Below are 19426 nucleotides of genomic sequence, written 5' to 3' on the forward strand. Positions count from 1 at the left end.
CGCAGCAGAAGGAGATCCCAAAATGGATACTTATAATTCAGCTTCTCCAGTAATTGCAAAAGGGCTTATCAACCCTGACCTTCGCCCAATTTCGCCGGGAAGCCGAACTTGGGGCTCACGAACATATCTGGCACTTTGGGTTGGTATGGCGATTAACGCTGCCACATGGACACTGGCAGCATCGTTGATTGCAATGGGTATGAACTGGCTCCAAGCCATTTTCACCATCGTGCTCGCCAATCTCATTATCTTGGTGCCGATGCTGTTCAATAGCCACGCTGGCGCAAAACACGGCATCACCTTCCCCGTGTTCATTCGTTCCAGTTTTGGGATTAGGGGCTCAAACATCCCAGCACTACTTCGAGCACTCGTGGGATGTGGGTGGGCAGGAATTCAGACGTGGCTCACTGCGCTGGCCCTCGACCTTGGGATTGGGGCGCTGGTGGGATCGGCTTGGACGGAAGCGCCAAAACTCTCCCTAGGTTTCGTAGGTGAACAGAGGATCACTCTTTGGGCTTGCTTCCTATTTTGCGCTGTAGCCCAAGTTTGGGTGATCGCAAAGGGATTTGGAGCGGTGAAACGGCTGCAGCAATTTGCAGCACCACTCATTTCTGTGGCGCTGATCGTCTTGCTGGTGTACCTCCTGGTTCGCTCGGGAGGCAACCTGGGACCAGTGGTGAATCAACCAAGTCAAGTTGGTTGGGGCGAAGAGTTCTGGCTGGGAGTGTTCCCTCCAGGGTTGATGGCGAACATTGCGTTTTGGGCCACACTTTCGCTAAACATGCCAGACTTCACGCGGTTTGCCAAAGACCAAAAGTCGCAAATGCGTGGCCAAATGGTCGGTCTGCCGCTTTCCATGTTCGCGTTCTCGCTGGTAGCAATTCTTATTACCTCCACTGCCGCAGCGGTGTACCAAGTTTCCCCAAATGACCTGTGGAGCCCTGACGCGCTCGTTCGGGCACTCGGCAACCCAGCAATTGTGGTGCTCGGTTCTCTCATCATCGTGCTCGCAAACTTCTCCACTAATGTGGCGGCGAACATGGTTGGCCCGGCACTCGACTTCACCAACGCATTTCCACGGGTGATCGATTTCCGCATCGGAGTGATGATCGTAATGACGATCGGCACAATCCTCTTGCCTTGGCGCCTGTTGGAAAGCCCCGAGTCATATGTGTTCGTATGGCTGGGCTTCTACGGAGGGGTGACCGGGGCGATCGGTGGCGTGATGGTTGCGGACTATTGGATTCTCAAAAATACCCATCTCAACGTGCCGCAACTTTTCATGCAGGAAGGGCGCTATTGGTACAACAGCGGTTTTAACCACAGGGCCTTAACGGCATTCGGAATTGGTGCGTTCTTTGCAGTGGGCGGTGCATACTCGCCGGTGGTGGACGGAGTGAAAACTGGACCATTCCCGGAACACGGGTTTATCCCCATCCTGCAAAAACTCTACGACTACAACTGGCTCGCCAGCTTCTTCATTGGGTTCGTTGTGTACCTGCTGCTGAGTTTCCCGTTGATCAGCAAGAGAAAAGAGGAGCAAACCATCAACTTCCCCCAAACCGTCCCCGAAACCAAAGGTGCCCTCCACTAATGGAGCAATAAATAGAGCATTGGTGCGGCATGTCCCGCCTTGGGAGTAGCCTAACGTTCATGCCAAAAGTGTCTGCTTCCGCACCAGCTCACGAACCAGAGCCAATTGCACAGCCTACCGAGTACCCGCATGCGTCGCGCGCGCGGGTTCCCGGTGTGGTTGGGGCGTTTGCGCTCGTCGTGATGCATTGTGTGCTGGGCAATGCCTTGCTGGGGGCGGCGTGGGGTGCGCTGCGCCCGAGTTACACGGCGTGGGGGACTGAGGGCGACGGCCTGGCGTTCGGCACCGAGGTGAACGTGGAGTTTTCCGCCTTCGCCGCTTTTTTGGGTTTGACCACTATCGTGGCGATGCTTAGCGTGTGGGCGGCGGTGCGGGCACGGGTGCAGGCTCAGCACCAGGAAGATCCTTTTTCGCTGCCCATGCTGCTGTGGGTCGGGCTGTGGAACATTCTTGGTGCGCAGGTGTTTCTCCTGCTTGGCAGGCAGGTGGTGCAGACGTTTCGGAGTCACGCGGCTGAGGCGCCGCAGGTGGGGGAGATGATCACCATTGTTCCGTGGGTGTCCGTGGGCATCGCCGGTGCGCTGTGGAGTGGGTTCGCGGCGGTGGCACTGTACTGGTCAGCGATGGTGGTGTGGCTGCCAAACACCCGCGCGGATTCTGCTTTGCCGGCACGGCACATCTAGAATTTGCCTGTAGTTTTAAGTCAGTTAGAGCTCAACCTCACGTCTTTTCAAACAGCAAAAAGGAAACCTCATGCTCACCCTCATTGACCTGAGAGGTCGAACCACCACCACGAGTGAACTGCGCCGAGCACTGCCGCGCGGTGGCACAGACGTTGCTTCCGTGGCGCACATCGTCACCCCCGTGGTGGAGGCGGTGCGCGAACGCGGCGCGGAGGCTGCCCTGGAATACGGCGAGCAGTTTGACAAGGTCCGCCCTGAGAGCGTGCGGGTCCCGCAGAGCATTATCGACGAAGCCCTGGCCAACCTAGATCCCAAGGTTGTAGGGGCGCTTGAGGAGTCCATCAGCAGGGTTCGCAAGGTGCATGCGGATCAGGTGCCAGCGGAGCACACCACGCAGCTCGCGCCGGGTGGCACGGTAACCGAGGTGTTCCTGCCTGTGGAGCGTGTGGGCCTGTATGTGCCGGGTGGGAACGCGGTGTACCCATCCAGCGTGATAATGAACGTGGTGCCAGCGCAGGAAGCTGGTGTGGGCACCCTGGTGGTGGCTTCTCCGCCACAGGCAGACCACGGCGGATGGCCACACCCCACTATTTTGGCTGCGGCGAAACTGTTGGGCGTGGATGAGGTGTGGGCAACCGGCGGCGCGCAGGCCGTGGCGCTGTTGGCCTACGGCGATGACGCCCACGGGCTCGAGCCGGTAGACATGATTACCGGCCCCGGCAACATCTTTGTCACCGCCGCGAAGCGCCAAGTCCGCGGCGTGGTTGGCATTGATTCTGAGGCCGGCCCCACCGAGATCGCGATCATCGCGGACGCTACCGCCAACCCAGTGTGGGTGGCATATGACCTCATTAGCCAGGCAGAACACGATGTGCTTGCAGCCAGCGTGCTCATCACGGACTCCGAGGCCTTTGCGCAGGCCGTGAATAAGGAGATCGAGGCGCGCTTTGGTGTGACCCGCAACGCCGCCCGCGTTGAGGAAGCGCTGCGTGGCAAGCAGTCGGGCATCGTGCTGGTGGACACCCTCGACGAAGCCATCCGGGTGGCCGATGCCTACGGGGCGGAGCATTTGGAGATCCACACCGAGCACGCCCCGGAGGTTGCACGTCGGGTGCGCAACGCGGGCGCGATCTTCGTGGGCGGCTTTTCCCCGGTGCCACTGGGCGACTACTCGGCGGGATCCAACCACGTGCTGCCAACTTCTGGCACCGCCCGGTTCAGCGCCGGGTTGTCCACGCACACTTTCCTGCGTCCGGTGAACCTCATCGAGTACGACGAAGCCGCGTTGAAAGAAATCTCCGAAACCGTGATCACCCTGGCGGATGCAGAAGACCTGCCTGCCCACGGTGAGGCGATTCGCTGCCGCTTTGAACAACTGCAATAACTTCCATCCACAACAAGGAAACCATGAGCAACCTAGATAGCCTCACGCTCAACGACCTCCCTCTGCGCGAGGAACTCCAAGGCAAATCCGCCTACGGTGCCCCGCAGTTGGAAGTTGCCGTGCGGCTCAACACCAACGAAAACCCCTACCCGCCCTCGGACGCACTCATTGAAGAGCTGGCACACGAAATCGCGGTGCAGGCGCGCGAACTGAACCGATACCCGGAGCGTGACTCGGTGGAGCTGCGCGCGGCCCTGGCGGCGTACATTACCCAGCGCACGGGTGTGATGGTCACTGAAGCCAATGTGTGGGCGGCGAACGGTTCCAACGAGGTCCTGCAACAGCTCCTCCAAGCATTCGGTGGCCCCGGCCGTAAGGCCCTAGGTTTCCAGCCGAGCTACTCCATGCACCCCATCCTGTCCACGGGCACACAAACGGAGTTTGTGTCTGTTCCACGCGACCCAGCGCGCGGCTTTGCCATTGACATGCCCAGTGCATTAGCGGCAATTGAAGAGCACCAGCCCTCGGTGATCTTTGTGACCACCCCGAACAACCCCACCGGCGGGATTAGCACCCTGGATGAGATCCGCACCCTCCTTGATGCAGCCCCCGGCGTGGTGATCGTGGATGAGGCCTACGCGGAGTTCTCCGAGGCGCCAAGTGCGGTGACCCTGTTGGAGGAATACCCTGCGAAACTCGTGGTGTCTCGCACCATGAGCAAGGCCTTCGACTTCGCAGGTGGGCGTTTGGGCTACTTCATCGCGGCGCCGGCGTTCGTGGAGGCCGTGCTGCTGGTGCGCCTGCCGTACCACCTGTCCGTCCTTTCCCAGACCGCCGCGATCGTGGCGCTGCGCCACAGCGCAGACACCCTGGCCACCGTGGACATGCTCATCTCCGAACGTAAGCGCGTGCAGGCAGCACTTCAGGGCATGGGCTTTGAAGTGGTGGATTCTGAGTCCAACTTCCTGTTCTTCGCAGTAGGTGAGCAGGTGGATCAGCACCAGGTGTGGCAGGCGTTTTTGGATCAGGGCGTGTTGATCCGAGACGTCGGTGTACCGGGCTACCTCCGCGTCACAATTGGCACAGCCGCGGAAAACGATGCCTTCCTGCACGCAGCGGAACACGTTGTGCAGCAATTCAAGCACTAACCAGGAGAACATCTTGTCTCGAATCGGAACGATCACCCGCACCACCAGCGAGTCAGACATCACCGTCACCATTGACCTGGACGGCACCGGAACTGTGGATATTGACACCGGCGTGCCATTTTTCGACCACATGCTCACCGCCTTCGGCGTCCACGGTGCCTTTGACCTCACCGTGCACGCCAAGGGGGACACGCATATCGACGCGCACCACACCGTAGAGGACACGGCGATCGTGCTCGGCCAGGCGATCGCGCAAGCGGTGGGGGATAAGCGCGGTATTAAGCGCTTCGGCTCCTTCCTGCTGCCCATGGACGAAACGCTGGTGGAGGCCGTGGTGGATTTCTCCGGCCGCCCCTACTTCGTGATGAACGGCGAGCCTGAGCACATGGTGCACTCCATCATTGGCGGGCACTACGCAACGGTGATCAACGAGCACTTCTTTGAAACCTTGGCGTTGAACTCGCGCACCACGTTGCATGTGAACTGCCGCTACGGGCGCGACCCCCACCACATCACCGAGGCAGAGTTCAAGGCGGTTGCCCGCGCGATCCGCGAGGCCGTGTCCGCAGACGACCGCCTCACCGGCATCCCCTCCACCAAGGGCGCCCTCTAGGGCCAAAGAAGATCAGGAAGATTATGGTTTCTGAAGATAACTCCTGGCTTGTCTACCTGTTGTTCATGGCCGCCGGTCTCTTGGTGGGTGCCACTTGGGCGAGCTACCAGTCCGAGTCCGGCAGCAAGGTGCTCACCATCGCCCTTGGTGCCTGCGCAGCGGTGGCCCTCATTGGTGGATTGTTCTGGGCCTTCGGGGCCATGAACCTCTAAATGGGCAACCAATCACTTGCAGCAGTGCTGCGGATACCCGGGTTTCACCCCACTATGGTGGCGGTGCCCGCGGCATTCGCGGCGCTGTCCGTACTTTTTCCCACCGTGCCGCTCGCGGTGATCCAGTCCAGCGGATCTCAGGCCTTGGGCGGGGCAACAACGGGCGTGTTCATGGCGGCGACGGTTGCCACCCAACTGCTCACCAACAAGCTGATCCAGCGGTTCGGCTACCGGGCCGTGATGGTGGCATCCGCGCTGCTGCTTGGCCTTCCTGCGTTGTGGTATTTGGTGGCCATGGACCCTATAAGTGTGCTGGTAGTGGCGGCCCTGCGTGGTGCGGGCTTTGGCGCGCTTTGCGTTGCCCAATACGCCTTGCTGGGCCAGATCGTTGCCCCAAGCATGCTGGGGAAAGCAACAGGAATCCTTGGTGCTGCGGTGGGGATCAGCCAAATGATCTTCCTGCCGCTTGGGCTCGCCATCGCCGAGCGCACCAACAGCTACGCGGGGGTGTTTCTCACCGGTGCAGCGGTGGCGCTGCTCGCCGGGGTGCTCGCGCTGTGGATGCCCAACGCGCCGGCGCCTGAACCACTCGAAACACCTACTGGTCAGATCACGCAAGACTCCACCCTGCGCGTGATGATCGCCCCGGCTCTCGCGCTTTCCAGTCTTTCCATGGGCTTCGGTGCGATTTCTTCCTTCTTGCCCGCGGCACTCGCAGCAAGTGGTGCGGCGGGGGCGGCGTCGGTAATTGCGGCGTCGAGTGGCGTGATTTTCGCGGTCATCGGCGGCGCGCAGATCCTTTCGCGCTTTGCTGCGGGGGCGCTGGCGGACAGGCTCGGGCGGCCGGGAACCACCATGCTGCCGGCGCTGCTGATTGCGGCGAGTGGGCTGGCGGTGATCGTCGGCGTGCTTGGGTGGGCCTGGGATCCTCGGTGCCTATTGCTGGCGGCGGCGCTGTTTGGGGCCGGGTTTGGGCTGGTGCAGACCGAGTCCATGCTGGAGATGTTCCTGCGGGTGCCCCGGCATCGCACTGGGGAGGCCTCAACGGTGTGGAACATCGCTTTTGACGCAGGCACGGGCACCGGCTCCTTCCTGCTTGGATTCGTGGCGGCACAGCAGGGGTACACCGTGGCGTTTGCGGTGGCGGCGTGCCTGGCCTTGGTGGGGGTTACTGCCGTGTGTGCGAATCAGTGCACTAATATGGGCAAGCATGAAAACAGTCGCACTGCTTGATTACGGCTCCGGCAACCTGCGCTCCGCACACCGCGCCCTGGAACGGGTGGGGGCGGACGTCACCGTCACGAGTGATCCGGAGATCGTACTCGGTGCCGACGGCCTCCTCGTCCCCGGCGTAGGCGCGTTCGCTGCATGCATGGAGGGGTTGCGGAAGGTTAAAGGGGATCGCATGATTGGCCAAAGGCTCGCCGGATCGCGGCCCGTGCTGGGTATCTGCGTGGGCATGCAGATCATGTTCGAGCGCGGCACCGAGCACGGCATCACCGCCGACGGCTGTGGTCAGTGGCCCGGAACGGTGGAAAAGCTGCACGCAAAGGTGCTGCCGCACATGGGGTGGAACACCGTGCAAGCAGGCGCGGGCAGCCAAATGTTTGCTGGCATTGACCCAGAGGCGCGGGTGTACTTTGTGCACTCCTACGGTGTGCGTACCTGGGAGTTCGAGCCAGACGGGCTCACCACCCCGCCGCTGGTGACCTGGGCACAGCACGAGGACGAGCGCTTCGTGGCCGCCGTGGAAAATGGCCCGCTGTGGGCAACGCAGTTCCACCCGGAAAAGTCCGGGGACGTGGGCGCGCACCTTCTGGAAAACTGGCTGGCCACTCTGTAGAGCGCTGGAAGCCGCTAAAAGCAGGGTGCGGCGGCTCGGGGGTTCACGCTATGCTTTTGTGCCATGACGTTTACACTCCTGCCCGCAGTGGATGTGGTGGATGGGCAAGCCGTTCGCCTTGACCAAGGTGCCGCTGGCACCGAAAAGTCCTATGGTTCGCCGCTGGAAAGCGCACTGAAGTGGCAGGAGCAGGGGGCAACCTGGCTGCACTTTGTGGACCTGGATGCCGCCTTCAATCGCGGGTCCAACCACGAGCTCATGGCGGAAATCACCGGAAAGCTGGACATCTTTGTGGAGCTCACCGGCGGTATCCGCGACGATGCCTCCCTGGAGCGCGCCCTGGCCACCGGTGCGAAGCGGGTAAACATCGGCACGGCGGCGTTGGAGCAACCTGAGTGGATTGCCAAGGTGCTGGACCGCTACGGGGATAAGGTTGCGGTGGACATCGCCGTGCGCAACATCGATGGTGAGTGGCGCACCCGCGGCAATGGCTGGGTCTCGGACGGCGGTGACCTCTGGGAAGTGCTCGAGCGCCTCGATGCGCAGGGCTGCCAGCGCTTTGTGGTGACGGACGTTTCCAAAGACGGCACCCTGAGCGGCCCTAACGTGGACCTCCTGCGGGACGTCGCTGCAGCCACCGACGCCAAGATCGTGGCCTCCGGGGGTATTTCCACCTTGGAAGATGTGTTGGAACTGGCCAAGTATGAAGAAGAAGGCATTGACTCCGCGATCATCGGCAAAGCCCTCTACGAGGGAAGGTTCACCCTGCGCGAGGCCCTGGATGCTCTATGAGTGATGCGCGCGAGCTCTACCACATAGCCGAGGCAGTCACCGATGATGCCGAACGGCTTTTTATGGCGAGCATCGGCGCAGCCCCCAAGCACTTCAAAGCGGGTGCAGACTTTGCCACCCAGGCAGATCATGAGATCGAGGCCTACCTTCGCACCACCTTAACCACGCTCACCGGCATCCCGGTGTTCGGGGAAGAGTTCGGCGGGGACTCCGGCTCCCCGATGTGGGTGGTGGACCCCATCGACGGCACCGCAAACTACGCCGCCGGCAACCCCATGTCGGCGATCCTCATTTCGCTCCTGGTGGACAGCACCCCAGTCCTGGGCATCACCTCGGTTCCCATGGCGCGGCAGCGCTTCGGCGCATTCGATGGCTCCCCGCTGTTTTTCAACGGCCAGGCACAGCCCCCACTTGAGGACCGTCCGATCATCGCGGCACACGTGGGGTTCAGCTCAATCTCCTCGCCGCGGGAATCGCGCTTTTCCTCCCAGCTGCGCCAAGGATGGCTGGCGGAAATCTCCAAAACCTACCTCCGGCCGCGGATCACCGGGTCCGTAGGAGTGGATTTAGCCTATACCGCGGCAGGAATTTTTGACGGTGCGGTATCCTTAAGCCCGTTTGTATGGGACAACGCGGCGGGCGTGGTGCTGGTGCGCGCCGCCGGCGGAGTGGTCACTGACCTCGCGGGAAACCCCTGGGTGCCCGGCGCGGAAGGGGTGGTGGTGGGCTCCCCACGGGCGCACGAAGCCCTGATGAGTACCATGGAGAAGTTCCGTTTTCCGCACCCGGAGTGACCAATTGAACTGGAAGGAGTCCTTGAAATGGGCGTAGCAGTGCGCGTGATTCCATGCTTGGACGTTGATAACGGCCGTGTGGTCAAAGGTGTGAACTTTGAGGGCCTCAAAGACGCAGGCGATCCTGTGGAGTTGGCACGCAAATACGATGCCGAAGGCGCAGACGAGCTCACATTTCTCGACGTCTCCGCCTCTAAAGCGGGCCGTGGCACCATGCTTGAGGTGGTTAAACGAACCGCGGAGCAGGTGTTCATTCCGCTTACGGTAGGCGGCGGCGTGCGCAGCGAGGAGGACGTGGACCAACTCCTTCGTGCTGGTGCGGACAAGGTCAGCGTGAACACCTCTGCAATCGCCCGCCCCGAGCTGCTCAGGGAGCTCTCGCACCGTTTTGGTGCGCAGTGCATCGTGCTTAGCGTGGATGCGCGCCGGGTGCCCGAGGGCGGCAAGCCTCAACCAAGTGGGTTTGAGGTAACCACCCACGGAGGTTCACGCAGCGCGGAAATTGACGCCGTGGAATGGGCGGTACGGGGCGAAGAATTGGGAGTGGGGGAGATCCTGCTCAACTCAATGGATGGCGACGGCACCAAGGAGGGCTTTGACCTTGAACTGTTGGAAAAAGTCCGCGCTGCGGTGTCCATCCCCGTGATTGCCTCCGGCGGCGCCGGGGCAGCGGAGCACTTTCCACCAGCGGTGGCCGCGGGTGCCGACGCTGTGCTCGCGGCGTCCATCTTCCACTTCGGCGAAGTGAGCATCGGGGAAGTCAAGCAGGCGATCGCTCAGGCGGGTTTTGAGGTGCGACTATGAGTTCTGCTGATCCGGGCACATTTCAGCTTGACCCCGCTATTGAGGCACGCGTGCGCTTCAATGCACAGGGCCTGGTTCCGGCGGTGGTGCAAGCCGCGGACACCCAAGAGGTGCTCATGATGGCGTGGATGGATTCCCACGCACTGGCCTACACCCTGGCCACCCGCCAGGGGACGTACTACTCCCGCTCCAGGCAGGAATACTGGATCAAAGGCCAGACTTCCGGCGCTACCCAGCGCGTGACGGAGGTGCGCCTGGACTGTGACGGTGACACCGTCCTGCTCAAAGTGGAGCAGACGGGTGGCGCTTGCCATACCGGGGACCGCACCTGTTTTGACGCAGACCTACTCCTTTCCAGCGCCAACTAGGAGGGCAAGTACCGTGGCAGACGTGGCACACAAACATGGTTCACTGGTGAAACCCGCAGCGGGGCTGATCTTCGTTGGGGCGGCGATGGCGTGGCTTTCCTCCAGAATGACCTGGCTGGAAGTCCAGGCATTTGATGACAAAGCCGGTGAGCAACTGGTCCCGATCGTGGGTGGGACCTGGTCCACCGAACTTTCCGCGGTTGCCCTCATCCTGCTGGCGGGCTGCATTGCCGGCATGGCGTTGCGTGTGTGGGGCCGTAGAATCGTCGGGGTGATCGTGGCGTTGGCCGCTGCCGGTGGCGCGATCTCTGCGGTGCAAGTTCTCGTAGGTACCCCCAGTTTTGACCGCGCCCACCAGATCCTCACCTCTGGCTCCGCCACCGGCCACCTGCGCGATGGCGCTGCCCTGAACTCTTGGGCGGAGATCACCCACATCACCGTGCAACCGCTCGCCGCGGTGCTTGCATTGCTGGGCTGCGGCCTTGCGCTCGTCGGCGGTGTGCTCTTGGCGCTGCGCCCTGGCCACAACCGCCCGGCAGACACCCAGTATGAGCGAGCGGCGGCGCGCAAGGAGCGGGCCAAGGAGAATTTGGCGGAGGATCCCGACTCTGAGCGGATCATGTGGGACGCCATCGACGCCGACCTCGACCCCACTACTGATCCCAGCACCGACGCCAGGGGCTAAATACACCCCCGCGATTTTTCTCACCCGGCTTCTTGGAAGTAATCTTGGGCACATCACACCACCGGCTGGAAGGGGGCGAGAAATGCCCAGTGTCAGGCCCAGCGTCTCTGAGCAGATCGTGGCCCGAGTCCTCCAAGAGGTAGCAAAGCGCGAGGCCAAGGTGCCTTTTCAGGAGATCAAGGCGCGCTCGCGGGCGTGCCCCGAGCCCAGGGACGCCCTTGCAGCTCTCCTGCAGCCCGGATGTACCGTGATCGCGGAGATTAAGCGCACCGCCCCGGGCAGGGAAGTGATTGCGGATATTGCTGCCCCGGAGCGTCTGGCCCGCGAGCTCGAGGCGGGTGGGGCGAAGGTGATTGCGTGTCATACGTCGAAACGCGGCTTCCACGGGTCCCTAGAGGAAATGCTGAGGGTGCGCGGAGCGGTGGAAGTGCCCATCTTGTGCCGCGACTTCATTGTGGACCCCTACCAAGTACATGAAGCGCGCTGCTACGGGGCCGATATGATCCCGCTGCGCGCCGCGGTGCTGGAACAACCCCGCCTTGAAGCGCTCATTGACCGCGTGGAATCCCTCGGCATGGCGGCATTAGTGGAGGTGCGCACCCCGGAGGAAGCAAGCCGGGCGGTGGCAGCGCACGCCAGCATCGTTGGCGTGAACGCCCGAGACTTTGCAACGATGCAGCTCAACCGCAAGGCATTCCAGGAGATTGCGCCGGGGCTGCCCAGCCGGATCATCAGGGTGGCGCTCTCCGGCGTGCGTGACCCCTCTGAGTTACTCTCGTACGCAGCGAGCGGGGCGGACGCGGTGGTGATCGGTGAAACGATCGTCACCTCCTCCAACCCCAGGGAGGCAACTCAAGCGCTTGTTGCCGCCGGCCAACACCCAAGTTGCCCCTCGCGCTAACTACCAACCTGAAAGGAATTCGCACTGTGAATGTGCTGAATCTTGCTGCCATCCCATCCCCGCCACAAGGTGTGTGGATGCTTGGCCCCGTGCCGGTGCGTGCCTATGCACTGTGGATCATCCTCGGCATTGTGGCCGCAATCTGGATTGGCAAGAAGCGCTACGAAGCCCGCGGCGGCAACGGGGAAGTGGTGTACGACGCCGCGATCGTGGCAGTAATCTCAGGCATCATCGGCGGGCGCCTCTACCATGTGATCACGGACTACCAGCTCTATTTCGGGCCCGGCCAAAACCCGATGGACGTTTTCAAAATCACCAACGGCGGTCTGGGCATCTGGGGTGCAGTGGCGCTGGGCACGCTGTGTGTGTGGCTCTACCTGCGTAAAAAGGGCATCCCCTTTGCACCCTTTGCCGACGCCCTCGCGCCAGGCATCATCCTGGCCCAAGGCATCGGGCGGCTGGGCAATTATTTCAACCAGGAGCTGTATGGTGCCACCACAGATGTGCCCTGGGCGCTGGAGATTTATTACCGGGTGAACGAGGCGGGTCAATATGCACCGCTGACCGGCGTGTCCAACGGGCAGGTGATGGACACCGTACACCCGATGTTCCTCTACGAACTGTTGTGGAACGTGTTGGTTTTTGTGCTGTTGCTGTGGGCGGACCGCCGCTTCCAGCTCGGGCACGGCCGGGTGTTCGCACTCTACGTTGCGGGCTATACCTTTGGCCGCATGATTCTGGAGAACTTCCGGATCAGCGAGTCCATGATGATCTTCGGGCTACGCGTAAACACAGTTGTTGCTGCACTGAGCTGCCTCATTGCGCTGGCGATCTTTGTGAAGCTGCCGAAAGGCCGGGACTGTGAGAAAAATCGCTAAACCTTAAAAATCTTTGAATATGCCCGCTCATGCCCGATTTTTCCCAGGGTTTGGGCGGGTTTTGTTGGCTTTGCGTTCCCAAAACACCGTGTTCACCTAGCAGTATGTAGCGCTCAAGGATAGGGTTTATGGCATGGAACGTCGTACCAAGATTGTTTGTACCCTAGGCCCAGCCGTTGCAAGCGAGGAAGGAATCCTCGGCCTTGTTGAGGCTGGCATGAACGTGGCCCGCATGAACATGTCTCACGGTGATCACGAAGATCACGTGAAGAACTACAACTGGGTTCGTGAGGCCACCAACAAGACCGGCAGGGCAGTGGGCATCCTCGCTGACCTCCAGGGCCCGAAGATCCGTTTGGGGCGCTTTATCGACGGCGCAACCGTGTGGAACAACGGCGAAATCGTGCGCATCACCGTGGAAGACGTAGAAGGTACCCACGACCGCGTCTCCACCACCTACAAGAACCTGGCCAAGGACGCTAAGCCAGGCGACCGCCTCCTGGTGGACGACGGCAAGGTTGCCCTCGTCTGCTTGCGCGTGGAAGACAATGACGTGGTGTGCGAGGTCGTCGAAGGCGGCCCCGTGTCCAACAACAAGGGTGTTTCCCTGCCAGGCATGGACATCTCCGTGCCCGCACTTTCGGAAAAGGACATCCGCGACCTGCGCTTCGCCCTGAAGCTCGGCGTGGACATGATCGCGCTCTCCTTTGTCCGCTCCCCAGCAGACGTTGAGCTGGTTCACCAGATCATGGATGAGGAAGGCCGCCGCTGCCCGGTGATCGCAAAGCTGGAAAAGCCAGAGGCCGTGGACGCCCTGGAATCCATCGTGCTCGCCTTCGACGGCATCATGATTGCCCGTGGTGACCTCGGCGTGGAGTGCCCCCTGGAGCAGGTGCCGCTGTTCCAGAAGCGCGCCATCCAGATCGCGCGCGAAAACGCTAAGCCAGTGATCGTGGCAACCCAGATGCTGGACTCCATGATTGAGAACCTGCGCCCAACCCGCGCAGAGGCATCCGACGTGGCAAACGCTGTGCTCGACGGCGCCGACGCTGTGATGCTCTCCGGTGAGACCTCCGTGGGCATCGACCCACAGAACGTGGTACGCACCATGAGCCGCATCGTCCAGTCCGCAGAAGTGGACGGCCGTGTGCCAGACTTGGCCCACATCCCACGCACCAAGCGCGGCATCATCTCTTACTCCGCCCGTGACATCGCAGAGCGCCTCAACGCGAAGGCTCTCGTTGCCTTCACCTCCTCCGGCGACACCGCAAAGCGCGTTGCCCGCCTGCACTCCCACCTGCCACTGCTGGTGTTCACCCCCAACCAAGAGGTGCGTTCCCAACTGGCGCTCACCTGGGGTGCGGAGACCTTCCTCTGCCCACCAGTGGAAGATACCGACGCCATGCTCGCAGAGATCGACAAGGCCCTGCTCTCCATGGATCGCTACTCCAAGGATGACATGATCGTGCTGGTAGCCGGTACTCCTCCAGGAATCCCAGGCAACATCAACATGATCCACGTGCACCTGCTCGGTGAGGACACCCACGTCTAACCCAGCAAACACGCTCACAAAAAAGAGCCGGCGCCCGAAGGCGCCGGCTTTTTCATGTCCGGGGTTTAGATCTTGGTTGGCTCGATCTTCCAGACTTCACGGGCGTAGTCGCCGATCGTGCGGTCGGAGGAGAAGCGGCCGGACTCGCAGATGTTGATCCACGCCATGCGTGCCCAGTGGATTGGGTCAGCAAAGTAGTCGCGGGCCATCTTGTCGCGGGTCTCGCGGTACGCAGCGAAGTCGCCCAGGACGTAGTACACGTCTGGGGTTTCGTAGCCGCCGCCATCCAGCAGGGAGGAGCGGAGGTCGTGGAACAGGCCCGAGTGGCTGTCATCGAGCAGACCCGAGGTGAGGGCGTCGAGAACGCGCTTGAGGCCTGGGACCGTCTCGTAGTGGTGCCATGGATTGTAGTGGGCCTTGAGCTCTGGGAGCTCCTCCACCTTGGCGCCGAAGATGTAGGCGTTGTCATCGCCCACGGAGTCCACGATCTCCACGTTTGCGCCGTCCAGGGTTCCCAGGGTGAGCGCGCCGTTCATCATGAACTTCATGTTGGAGGTACCGGAGGCCTCCTTGCCGGCGGTGGAAATCTGCTCGGAGACATCCGCGGCTGGAATGATGTGCTCGGCGGGGGAGACGTTGTAGTTCTCCACGAACACCACATGCAGGTACTTGGAAACAACTGGGTCGTTGTTCACCAGGTCGCCGATGGCGTTGATGAGCTTGATGATCGCCTTTGCGCGGACGTAGCCTGGGGCAGCCTTCGCACCGAAGATGAAGGTGCGTGGCGGCACGTTGGCCTCGCCGTCTTCCTTGATGCGGAAGTACAGATCCAGGATGTAGAGGGCGTTGAGCAACTGGCGCTTGTACTCGTGCAGGCGCTTGATCTGCACGTCGTAAATGGAATCAGGGTTGATTTCATCGCCCTGGCGCTCCTTGATCCAGTTGGCAAAATCCACCTTGTTGGCGTGCTTGATCTCGTTGAGCTCAGCAAGCACGTCTTCGTTGTTGGCCAACTCGGTGAGCTTCTTCAGCTCATCCAGGTTCGTGACCCAGGCATCAGAGCCGGAGAGGCGGGTGAGAAGGTCAGACAGGCGAGGGTTGCACATCTTCAGCCAGCGGCGTGGGGTCACACCGTTGGTCTTGTTGTTGAACTTCTCCGGCCAGATCTCGTGCCACTCCTTGAGGGTGTCAGCCTTGATGATGTCAGTGTGCAGCGCGGCCACGCCGTTAATGGAAAACGCTGCGTAGCAGGCGATCCACGCCATGTGCACCATTCCGTCGTGTACGGGGGACATGTAGTGAATGCGGCCCTCGTCCAGGCCACGCTCGCGCATGTCCTCGCGGAAGCGGCGGTCGATTTCCACGATGATCTCGAACACACGGCCAAAGAGCTGCTGGAAGATGGAGGTGTTCCACTGCTCCAGGGCCTCTGCGAGCACGGTGTGGTTGGTGTACGCGAAGGTCTCGGTGACAACCTTCCAAGCGTCCTCCCACGTCATGTTGTGCTCGTCGAGCAGCAGGCGCATCAGCTCTGGGATAGCGAGCACCGGGTGGGTGTCATTGAGCTGGATGGAGTTGTACTTGCCAAAGTCACGCAGGTCCTCGCCGTGGTGCTCGATGTAGGAATCGATCATTGCCTGCAGGGATGCGGAGACAAAGAAGTACTGCTGGCGAACACGCAGCACCTTGCCGTTGTACGTGGTGTCGTTCGGGTAGAGCACGCGGCAAAGGTCCATCACGCGCTCGCGTTCCACGATGGCGTCGGTGAAGCGCTGGGAGTTGAAGGCGTCGTAGTCGAACTCCTCCAGTGGCTCGGCCTTCCACAGTCGCAGGGTGCCCACGTTGTTGGTGCCGTAGCCGGTGATCGGCATGTCATAAGGCACGGCGCGCAGGTGCATGTCATCAAAGTGGACGGTGCGGACCTGGTTCTCGCGGCGCACCACAAATGGGTAGCCGTCTTCCTTCCACGCGTCCGGCTCCTCGGTCTGGAAGCCGTTGTCAAAAACCTGCTTGAACAGGCCGTAGCGGTAAAGGATGCCGTAGCCGGTCACCGGGTAGTCCTGGGTTACGGCGGAATCCAGGAAGCAGGCAGCCAGGCGTCCCAGACCACCGTTGCCCAGTGCTGCGTCATTTTCCGCCTCGAGGACGTCGGAAAGCGCGTGCCCATTGGCGGCAGTAGCCTGCTCGGCAACGTCCACCAAGTCAAGGTTGGTGAGGTTGTTCAGCAGGGCGCGGCCCATGAGGAACTCCGCGGAGAAGTAGTGCTGCTGGCGGGTGGCTGCGTAGGCCTTGGTGGTTGCCTCCCAGTTGTCAGCGAGCTGCTCCATCACAGCGTGGGAGAGGCCGAACCAGAACTTGCGGCCCGTGGCTGAAGTTGGGGCCGTGCCGGAAGCGGCACGGACGTGTCCACCTACGGTTGAGGTGAATTCTTGGGAAGTGGTCATCTTCGGAGAAAACTCCTTACACAGAGTGATTGGGGAGAGGGAGCTCGCACGGAGCCCCGCTGTGTTACCCGCATCATCCTACCGGTTATGCCCGAATTTTCCCGATTGAGAGCGATTGAACCCGCAAAGCTGTTGCTTTTTTCACTTTCTCAGGTAGGTGAGCACTGCTGCTACCGCCGCTGAGGTGGTGGCGTGGACCGTCGGCTCATAGTCCGGCACGAAGGTGCCCATGTGGTTCACTGGAATCGTTTCCGCCACGTTGCCCTCCGCCAGGGCTTTGTCCCACTGTTCGCGCGGGGTCACACCAACAGTCCAAAACAGGTATGGGGCGCCGAAGGCCTCCGGGAGGTTTGCAAAGTCCTCGGAAGCTGTCCAGCGGGTGGCGTCGGTAGAGTCTGGGCCGAACACCTGGTCAAAGGTCGCGCGAACCCGCCGGAAGACCTCCGGGGTGTTGTCCGTAAGGGGGCCGTGGGCGAAATAGCGGAAGGTGGGGTCCACGGTGGTGCCGGAAGCTTTGCATTCGCCGCGCACTACTCGCTCGATGGCGGCGTAGAGTTGCGCTTTGATCTCCTCGTTGTAGGTGCGGCAATTCAGCACGATTCGGGCCTGCCCGGGGATGGTGTTGTTGGAATTGCCGGACTCCAAGGTGCCAACGGAAACCACGGCGAACTCGTGGGGCGGGATCTCTCTGCCCACGATGCCTTGGAGGCGGATCACGATCATTGCGGCCAAAAAGGTGGGGTCGATCGCATTGTGCGGCATGGAACCGTGCGCGCTTTGGCCGGTGAGCACAATCTCAATGGAGTCGCAGGAGGCGAGCGCCGCCCCCGGCATACTGCTCACCTGGCCCGCGGGACCTGCGATCACATGCTGGCCAAAGCAGACGTCCGGCTTGGGTATGGCTTCTGCAAGGCCGTCGGCCACCATTCGGGCAGCGCCAGCGCCATTTTCCTCAGAAGGCTGGAACAGGGCAATAAAGGTCCCGCTCCAGTGCTCCCGGGCGGAATCTAGCACCTGGCAGGCTCCCAGAAGCGCGGTGGTGTGCATATCGTGGCCGCATGCGTGCATCACTGGGGTGGGGGTTTGGCCGGAATAGTCGATTTTGTGCGAGGCCCACTCAAGCCCGGATTCCTCCTTTACCGGGAGGCCGTCAAAATCAGCGCGCATCAGCACCGTCGGACCGGGGCCATTGCGGAACACCGCCACCATTCCGTTGCCGCCGATGTTGGTGGTCACCTCTGCGTTAAAACGCCCAAGCTCGCGGGCGATCATCCGCGCCGTCTCAATTTCCTTGCCGGAAAGCTCCGGGTTGGCATGCAGCTTGCGGTAGAGGTCGCGCTGCCAATCCGGGTCTGGAGCGAAGGCGGCAATCAGGGAAGCGATATGAGATTCGCTGGAAGAGTTGGACGTCAGAAGCATGTGATCAACCTACCGCAGATACAAAAATGGGTTGTAGCGCAGTGAATTGCGCTCTACCTTGCATTCAGTAGCAATGAGGATATTGCGCGCAATCTTTTCTTGGTTGCGCAGTGCATACATGGTGTCCACCACCCGGTCGCGCACATCCCACGGCGAAAGGGTGTTCACGTGGATCTTGGTGCCGCCTTCAAAACCAGCCAGGTTGGATACGCGCCATTTGATCATCACGCGCCAGGGCATCGGCATATCCAGGTCCGCCGGCTTATGGTGCCACTCCTCATTGCAGGGAACATCAGGGCCGGCAGCGGCGTGGGCAGCGTGGATGAGGTCACTCATCGCGCGCACCTCCTCCGGTGACTGCAGCCACGGCTCTGAGGTGGCGGACTTGGAATACACCTCCAAGGTGGGGTAGCGGTGCCCAAACCCGGCGAACAAGATGGCGTGCTCGTTTTCCGCGATGATGAGGTTTTGGCTCGCCGCGTAGTCCACCGCCCACTCGTTATACATATTGGGGTTTTGGCGCAGCTTCGCAATCTCATCCTCAAGGCTGCGGCCGCGCTCATCAATGGCCACCAACTGCTTGTGCAAATGGTCAAAGGACGCGCCCGCGGGCTTCAGCCAATTTTGGAACACTGCCACATACGGCGCGTAGCGGTTCTGGGCGTAGAGCGCCTTGGTGCTGGCAACCGTAAATGCAATCAACTCGGCGTGCTCGTCGGGGTGCAGCGTGCCCGACCCGGCGAGCTGACTGTCATCGGTAGCACCATCGATAAAGTGACGCCGGCCGATAATGAGGTCATGGCCGCCGCCGAAGAACGGGGCAGCCTGTGCGAGCAGTTCCGACTGGGGGGCGTCGGCACCGCGACCTGACGCCTGGCGTTTCGTGCGCACCGAGCGCAGCACATGCTCAAGGCCCTGCGAGGTGCCAACATAGCGCGCGAACCAACGCTCCAGCTCCTCGGGCATATGGTAGCCGTAGTTGGCCTGCCAATACTCGTAGGTCACGATCTCAAACAGGTTGGCCACGCGGCGGAAATCCGCCTGGGTAGCGCCAAGATCCTCCGCCATCACCCCAGTGATGATCTGCCCGCCCACCATGCGCGCCTTCTCCGGGGGCGTTTCCAACATGCGATCCTGGCAAAACGCGCAGAACGCAACGTGGTCTTGCGGATCCAGCGGCTTCGGGTCAACCACGGGCAGCCCAAGCGGGCGGTTGCCGCGGCCAGTGACCGTCCAGGCCTGCGTCCCAGAAAAAGGATTCAGTTGTTTCACGGTGCCGTCGGGCATCTTTTGCAGGAAGGACTTGCTCATG

The 19426-nt window shown here is 61.4% G+C and carries 19 protein-coding genes; 16 read left to right on the forward strand and 3 right to left on the reverse strand.

The genetic code is table 11. The features are described from left to right. Positions 1-22: 22 nt before the first annotated feature. The 16 genes from NQ018_RS00885 (at position 23) to pyk (ending at position 14251) form a co-directional block, all read left to right on the forward strand. On the forward strand, positions 23-1594 hold the full coding sequence (locus tag NQ018_RS00885) for an NCS1 family nucleobase:cation symporter-1 (protein ID WP_257057593.1): 1572 nt from the start codon (positions 23-25) through the stop codon (positions 1592-1594). A gap of 59 nt (positions 1595-1653) precedes the next feature. Then, positions 1654-2277, forward strand: a complete 624-nt coding sequence (locus NQ018_RS00890; protein WP_257057595.1) for a hypothetical protein — start codon at positions 1654-1656, stop codon at positions 2275-2277. A gap of 70 nt (positions 2278-2347) precedes the next feature. Continuing rightward, on the forward strand, positions 2348-3661 hold the full coding sequence (hisD, locus tag NQ018_RS00895; RefSeq protein WP_257057597.1) for a histidinol dehydrogenase: 1314 nt from the start codon (positions 2348-2350) through the stop codon (positions 3659-3661). A gap of 23 nt (positions 3662-3684) precedes the next feature. Beyond that, positions 3685-4809 (forward strand): histidinol-phosphate transaminase, encoded by a 1125-nt coding sequence (locus NQ018_RS00900; RefSeq protein ID WP_257052758.1) that lies wholly within the window; start codon positions 3685-3687, stop codon positions 4807-4809. Beyond that, the gene (hisB, locus tag NQ018_RS00905; RefSeq protein ID WP_373566865.1) at positions 4760-5422 is read left to right on the forward strand and encodes an imidazoleglycerol-phosphate dehydratase HisB; all 663 of its coding nucleotides are present in this window, start codon (positions 4760-4762) and stop codon (positions 5420-5422) included. The genes NQ018_RS00900 and hisB overlap by 50 nt, the downstream gene beginning before the upstream one ends. A 23-nt stretch (positions 5423-5445) precedes the next feature. Continuing rightward, positions 5446-5634, forward strand: a complete 189-nt coding sequence (locus NQ018_RS00910) for a CG2302 family histidine operon protein (RefSeq protein WP_257037318.1) — start codon at positions 5446-5448, stop codon at positions 5632-5634. Continuing rightward, positions 5635-6867, forward strand: coding sequence for an MFS transporter (locus NQ018_RS00915; protein WP_257057599.1), 1233 nt, complete (start codon positions 5635-5637; stop codon positions 6865-6867). Further along, positions 6845-7477, forward strand: coding sequence for an imidazole glycerol phosphate synthase subunit HisH (gene hisH, locus NQ018_RS00920; RefSeq protein WP_257037316.1), 633 nt, complete (start codon positions 6845-6847; stop codon positions 7475-7477). Before NQ018_RS00915 ends, hisH begins: the two co-directional genes overlap by 23 nt. A gap of 63 nt (positions 7478-7540) precedes the next feature. Further along, entirely contained in the window at positions 7541-8269 is a 729-nt protein-coding gene (priA, locus tag NQ018_RS00925) for a bifunctional 1-(5-phosphoribosyl)-5-((5-phosphoribosylamino)methylideneamino)imidazole-4-carboxamide isomerase/phosphoribosylanthranilate isomerase PriA (RefSeq protein WP_257057600.1), read from the forward strand. Beyond that, positions 8266-9063 (forward strand): inositol monophosphatase family protein, encoded by a 798-nt coding sequence (locus NQ018_RS00930; protein WP_257037314.1) that lies wholly within the window; start codon positions 8266-8268, stop codon positions 9061-9063. The genes priA and NQ018_RS00930 overlap by 4 nt, the downstream gene beginning before the upstream one ends. 27 nt (positions 9064-9090) lie before the next feature. Further along, the gene (gene hisF, locus NQ018_RS00935) at positions 9091-9867 is read left to right on the forward strand and encodes an imidazole glycerol phosphate synthase subunit HisF (RefSeq protein WP_257057602.1); all 777 of its coding nucleotides are present in this window, start codon (positions 9091-9093) and stop codon (positions 9865-9867) included. Beyond that, positions 9864-10235, forward strand: coding sequence for a phosphoribosyl-AMP cyclohydrolase (hisI, locus tag NQ018_RS00940; protein ID WP_257057604.1), 372 nt, complete (start codon positions 9864-9866; stop codon positions 10233-10235). Before hisF ends, hisI begins: the two co-directional genes overlap by 4 nt. Before the next feature lie 22 nt (positions 10236-10257). After that, complete coding sequence (locus NQ018_RS00945) at positions 10258-10920, forward strand: TIGR02234 family membrane protein (RefSeq protein ID WP_257057606.1); 663 nt, start codon at positions 10258-10260, stop codon at positions 10918-10920. Positions 10921-11002: 82 nt separating this feature from the next. Continuing rightward, positions 11003-11821, forward strand: coding sequence for an indole-3-glycerol phosphate synthase TrpC (gene trpC, locus NQ018_RS00950; protein ID WP_257057609.1), 819 nt, complete (start codon positions 11003-11005; stop codon positions 11819-11821). 77 nt (positions 11822-11898) lie between these two features. Further along, positions 11899-12699 (forward strand): prolipoprotein diacylglyceryl transferase, encoded by an 801-nt coding sequence (gene lgt / locus NQ018_RS00955; protein ID WP_257057892.1) that lies wholly within the window; start codon positions 11899-11901, stop codon positions 12697-12699. 133 nt (positions 12700-12832) lie between these two features. Next, positions 12833-14251, forward strand: coding sequence for a pyruvate kinase (gene pyk, locus NQ018_RS00960; protein ID WP_257057612.1), 1419 nt, complete (start codon positions 12833-12835; stop codon positions 14249-14251). Positions 14252-14316: 65 nt separating this feature from the next. Here pyk and NQ018_RS00965 read toward each other — a convergent pair whose 3' ends face one another. From NQ018_RS00965 to NQ018_RS00975, 3 genes are all read right to left on the reverse strand, one after another. Then, on the reverse strand, positions 14317-16695 hold the full coding sequence (locus tag NQ018_RS00965) for a glycogen/starch/alpha-glucan phosphorylase (RefSeq protein ID WP_257057616.1): 2379 nt from the start codon (positions 16693-16695) through the stop codon (positions 14317-14319). A gap of 141 nt (positions 16696-16836) precedes the next feature. Continuing rightward, positions 16837-18114, reverse strand: coding sequence for an amidohydrolase (locus tag NQ018_RS00970; protein ID WP_373566866.1), 1278 nt, complete (start codon positions 18112-18114; stop codon positions 16837-16839). Between the two features lie 9 nt (positions 18115-18123). Then, on the reverse strand, positions 18124-19425 hold the full coding sequence (locus NQ018_RS00975) for a DUF4921 family protein (RefSeq protein WP_257057619.1): 1302 nt from the start codon (positions 19423-19425) through the stop codon (positions 18124-18126). Between the last annotated feature and the right edge of the window lies 1 nt (position 19426).

Source organism: Corynebacterium kozikiae, from assembly GCF_024580965.1.
In the GTDB taxonomy this organism is placed as follows: Bacteria; Actinomycetota; Actinomycetes; order Mycobacteriales; family Mycobacteriaceae; genus Corynebacterium; species Corynebacterium kozikiae.

What these genes read in the sequence shown, in the direction of transcription:
- hisF (WP_257057602.1), top strand. Translation starts at nt 9,091, where the DNA reads ATGGGCGTAGCAGTGCGCGTGATTCCATGCTTGGACGTTGATAACGGC.
- hisI (WP_257057604.1), top strand. Translation starts at nt 9,864, where the DNA reads ATGAGTTCTGCTGATCCGGGCACATTTCAGCTTGACCCCGCTATTGAG.
- trpC (WP_257057609.1), top strand. Translation starts at nt 11,003, where the DNA reads ATGCCCAGTGTCAGGCCCAGCGTCTCTGAGCAGATCGTGGCCCGAGTC.
- NQ018_RS00975 (WP_257057619.1), bottom strand. Translation starts at nt 19,425, where the DNA reads ATGAGCAAGTCCTTCCTGCAAAAGATGCCCGACGGCACCGTGAAACAA.
- hisH (WP_257037316.1), top strand. Translation starts at nt 6,845, where the DNA reads ATGAAAACAGTCGCACTGCTTGATTACGGCTCCGGCAACCTGCGCTCC.
- lgt (WP_257057892.1), top strand. Translation starts at nt 11,899, where the DNA reads ATGCTTGGCCCCGTGCCGGTGCGTGCCTATGCACTGTGGATCATCCTC.
- NQ018_RS00965 (WP_257057616.1), bottom strand. Translation starts at nt 16,695, where the DNA reads ATGACCACTTCCCAAGAATTCACCTCAACCGTAGGTGGACACGTCCGT.
- pyk (WP_257057612.1), top strand. Translation starts at nt 12,833, where the DNA reads ATGGAACGTCGTACCAAGATTGTTTGTACCCTAGGCCCAGCCGTTGCA.
- NQ018_RS00900 (WP_257052758.1), top strand. Translation starts at nt 3,685, where the DNA reads ATGAGCAACCTAGATAGCCTCACGCTCAACGACCTCCCTCTGCGCGAG.
- hisD (WP_257057597.1), top strand. Translation starts at nt 2,348, where the DNA reads ATGCTCACCCTCATTGACCTGAGAGGTCGAACCACCACCACGAGTGAA.
- NQ018_RS00910 (WP_257037318.1), top strand. Translation starts at nt 5,446, where the DNA reads ATGGTTTCTGAAGATAACTCCTGGCTTGTCTACCTGTTGTTCATGGCC.
- NQ018_RS00915 (WP_257057599.1), top strand. Translation starts at nt 5,635, where the DNA reads ATGGGCAACCAATCACTTGCAGCAGTGCTGCGGATACCCGGGTTTCAC.
- NQ018_RS00885 (WP_257057593.1), top strand. Translation starts at nt 23, where the DNA reads ATGGATACTTATAATTCAGCTTCTCCAGTAATTGCAAAAGGGCTTATC.
- hisB (WP_373566865.1), top strand. Translation starts at nt 4,760, where the DNA reads ATGCCTTCCTGCACGCAGCGGAACACGTTGTGCAGCAATTCAAGCACT.
- priA (WP_257057600.1), top strand. Translation starts at nt 7,541, where the DNA reads ATGACGTTTACACTCCTGCCCGCAGTGGATGTGGTGGATGGGCAAGCC.
- NQ018_RS00890 (WP_257057595.1), top strand. Translation starts at nt 1,654, where the DNA reads ATGCCAAAAGTGTCTGCTTCCGCACCAGCTCACGAACCAGAGCCAATT.
- NQ018_RS00970 (WP_373566866.1), bottom strand. Translation starts at nt 18,114, where the DNA reads ATGCTTCTGACGTCCAACTCTTCCAGCGAATCTCATATCGCTTCCCTG.
- NQ018_RS00930 (WP_257037314.1), top strand. Translation starts at nt 8,266, where the DNA reads ATGAGTGATGCGCGCGAGCTCTACCACATAGCCGAGGCAGTCACCGAT.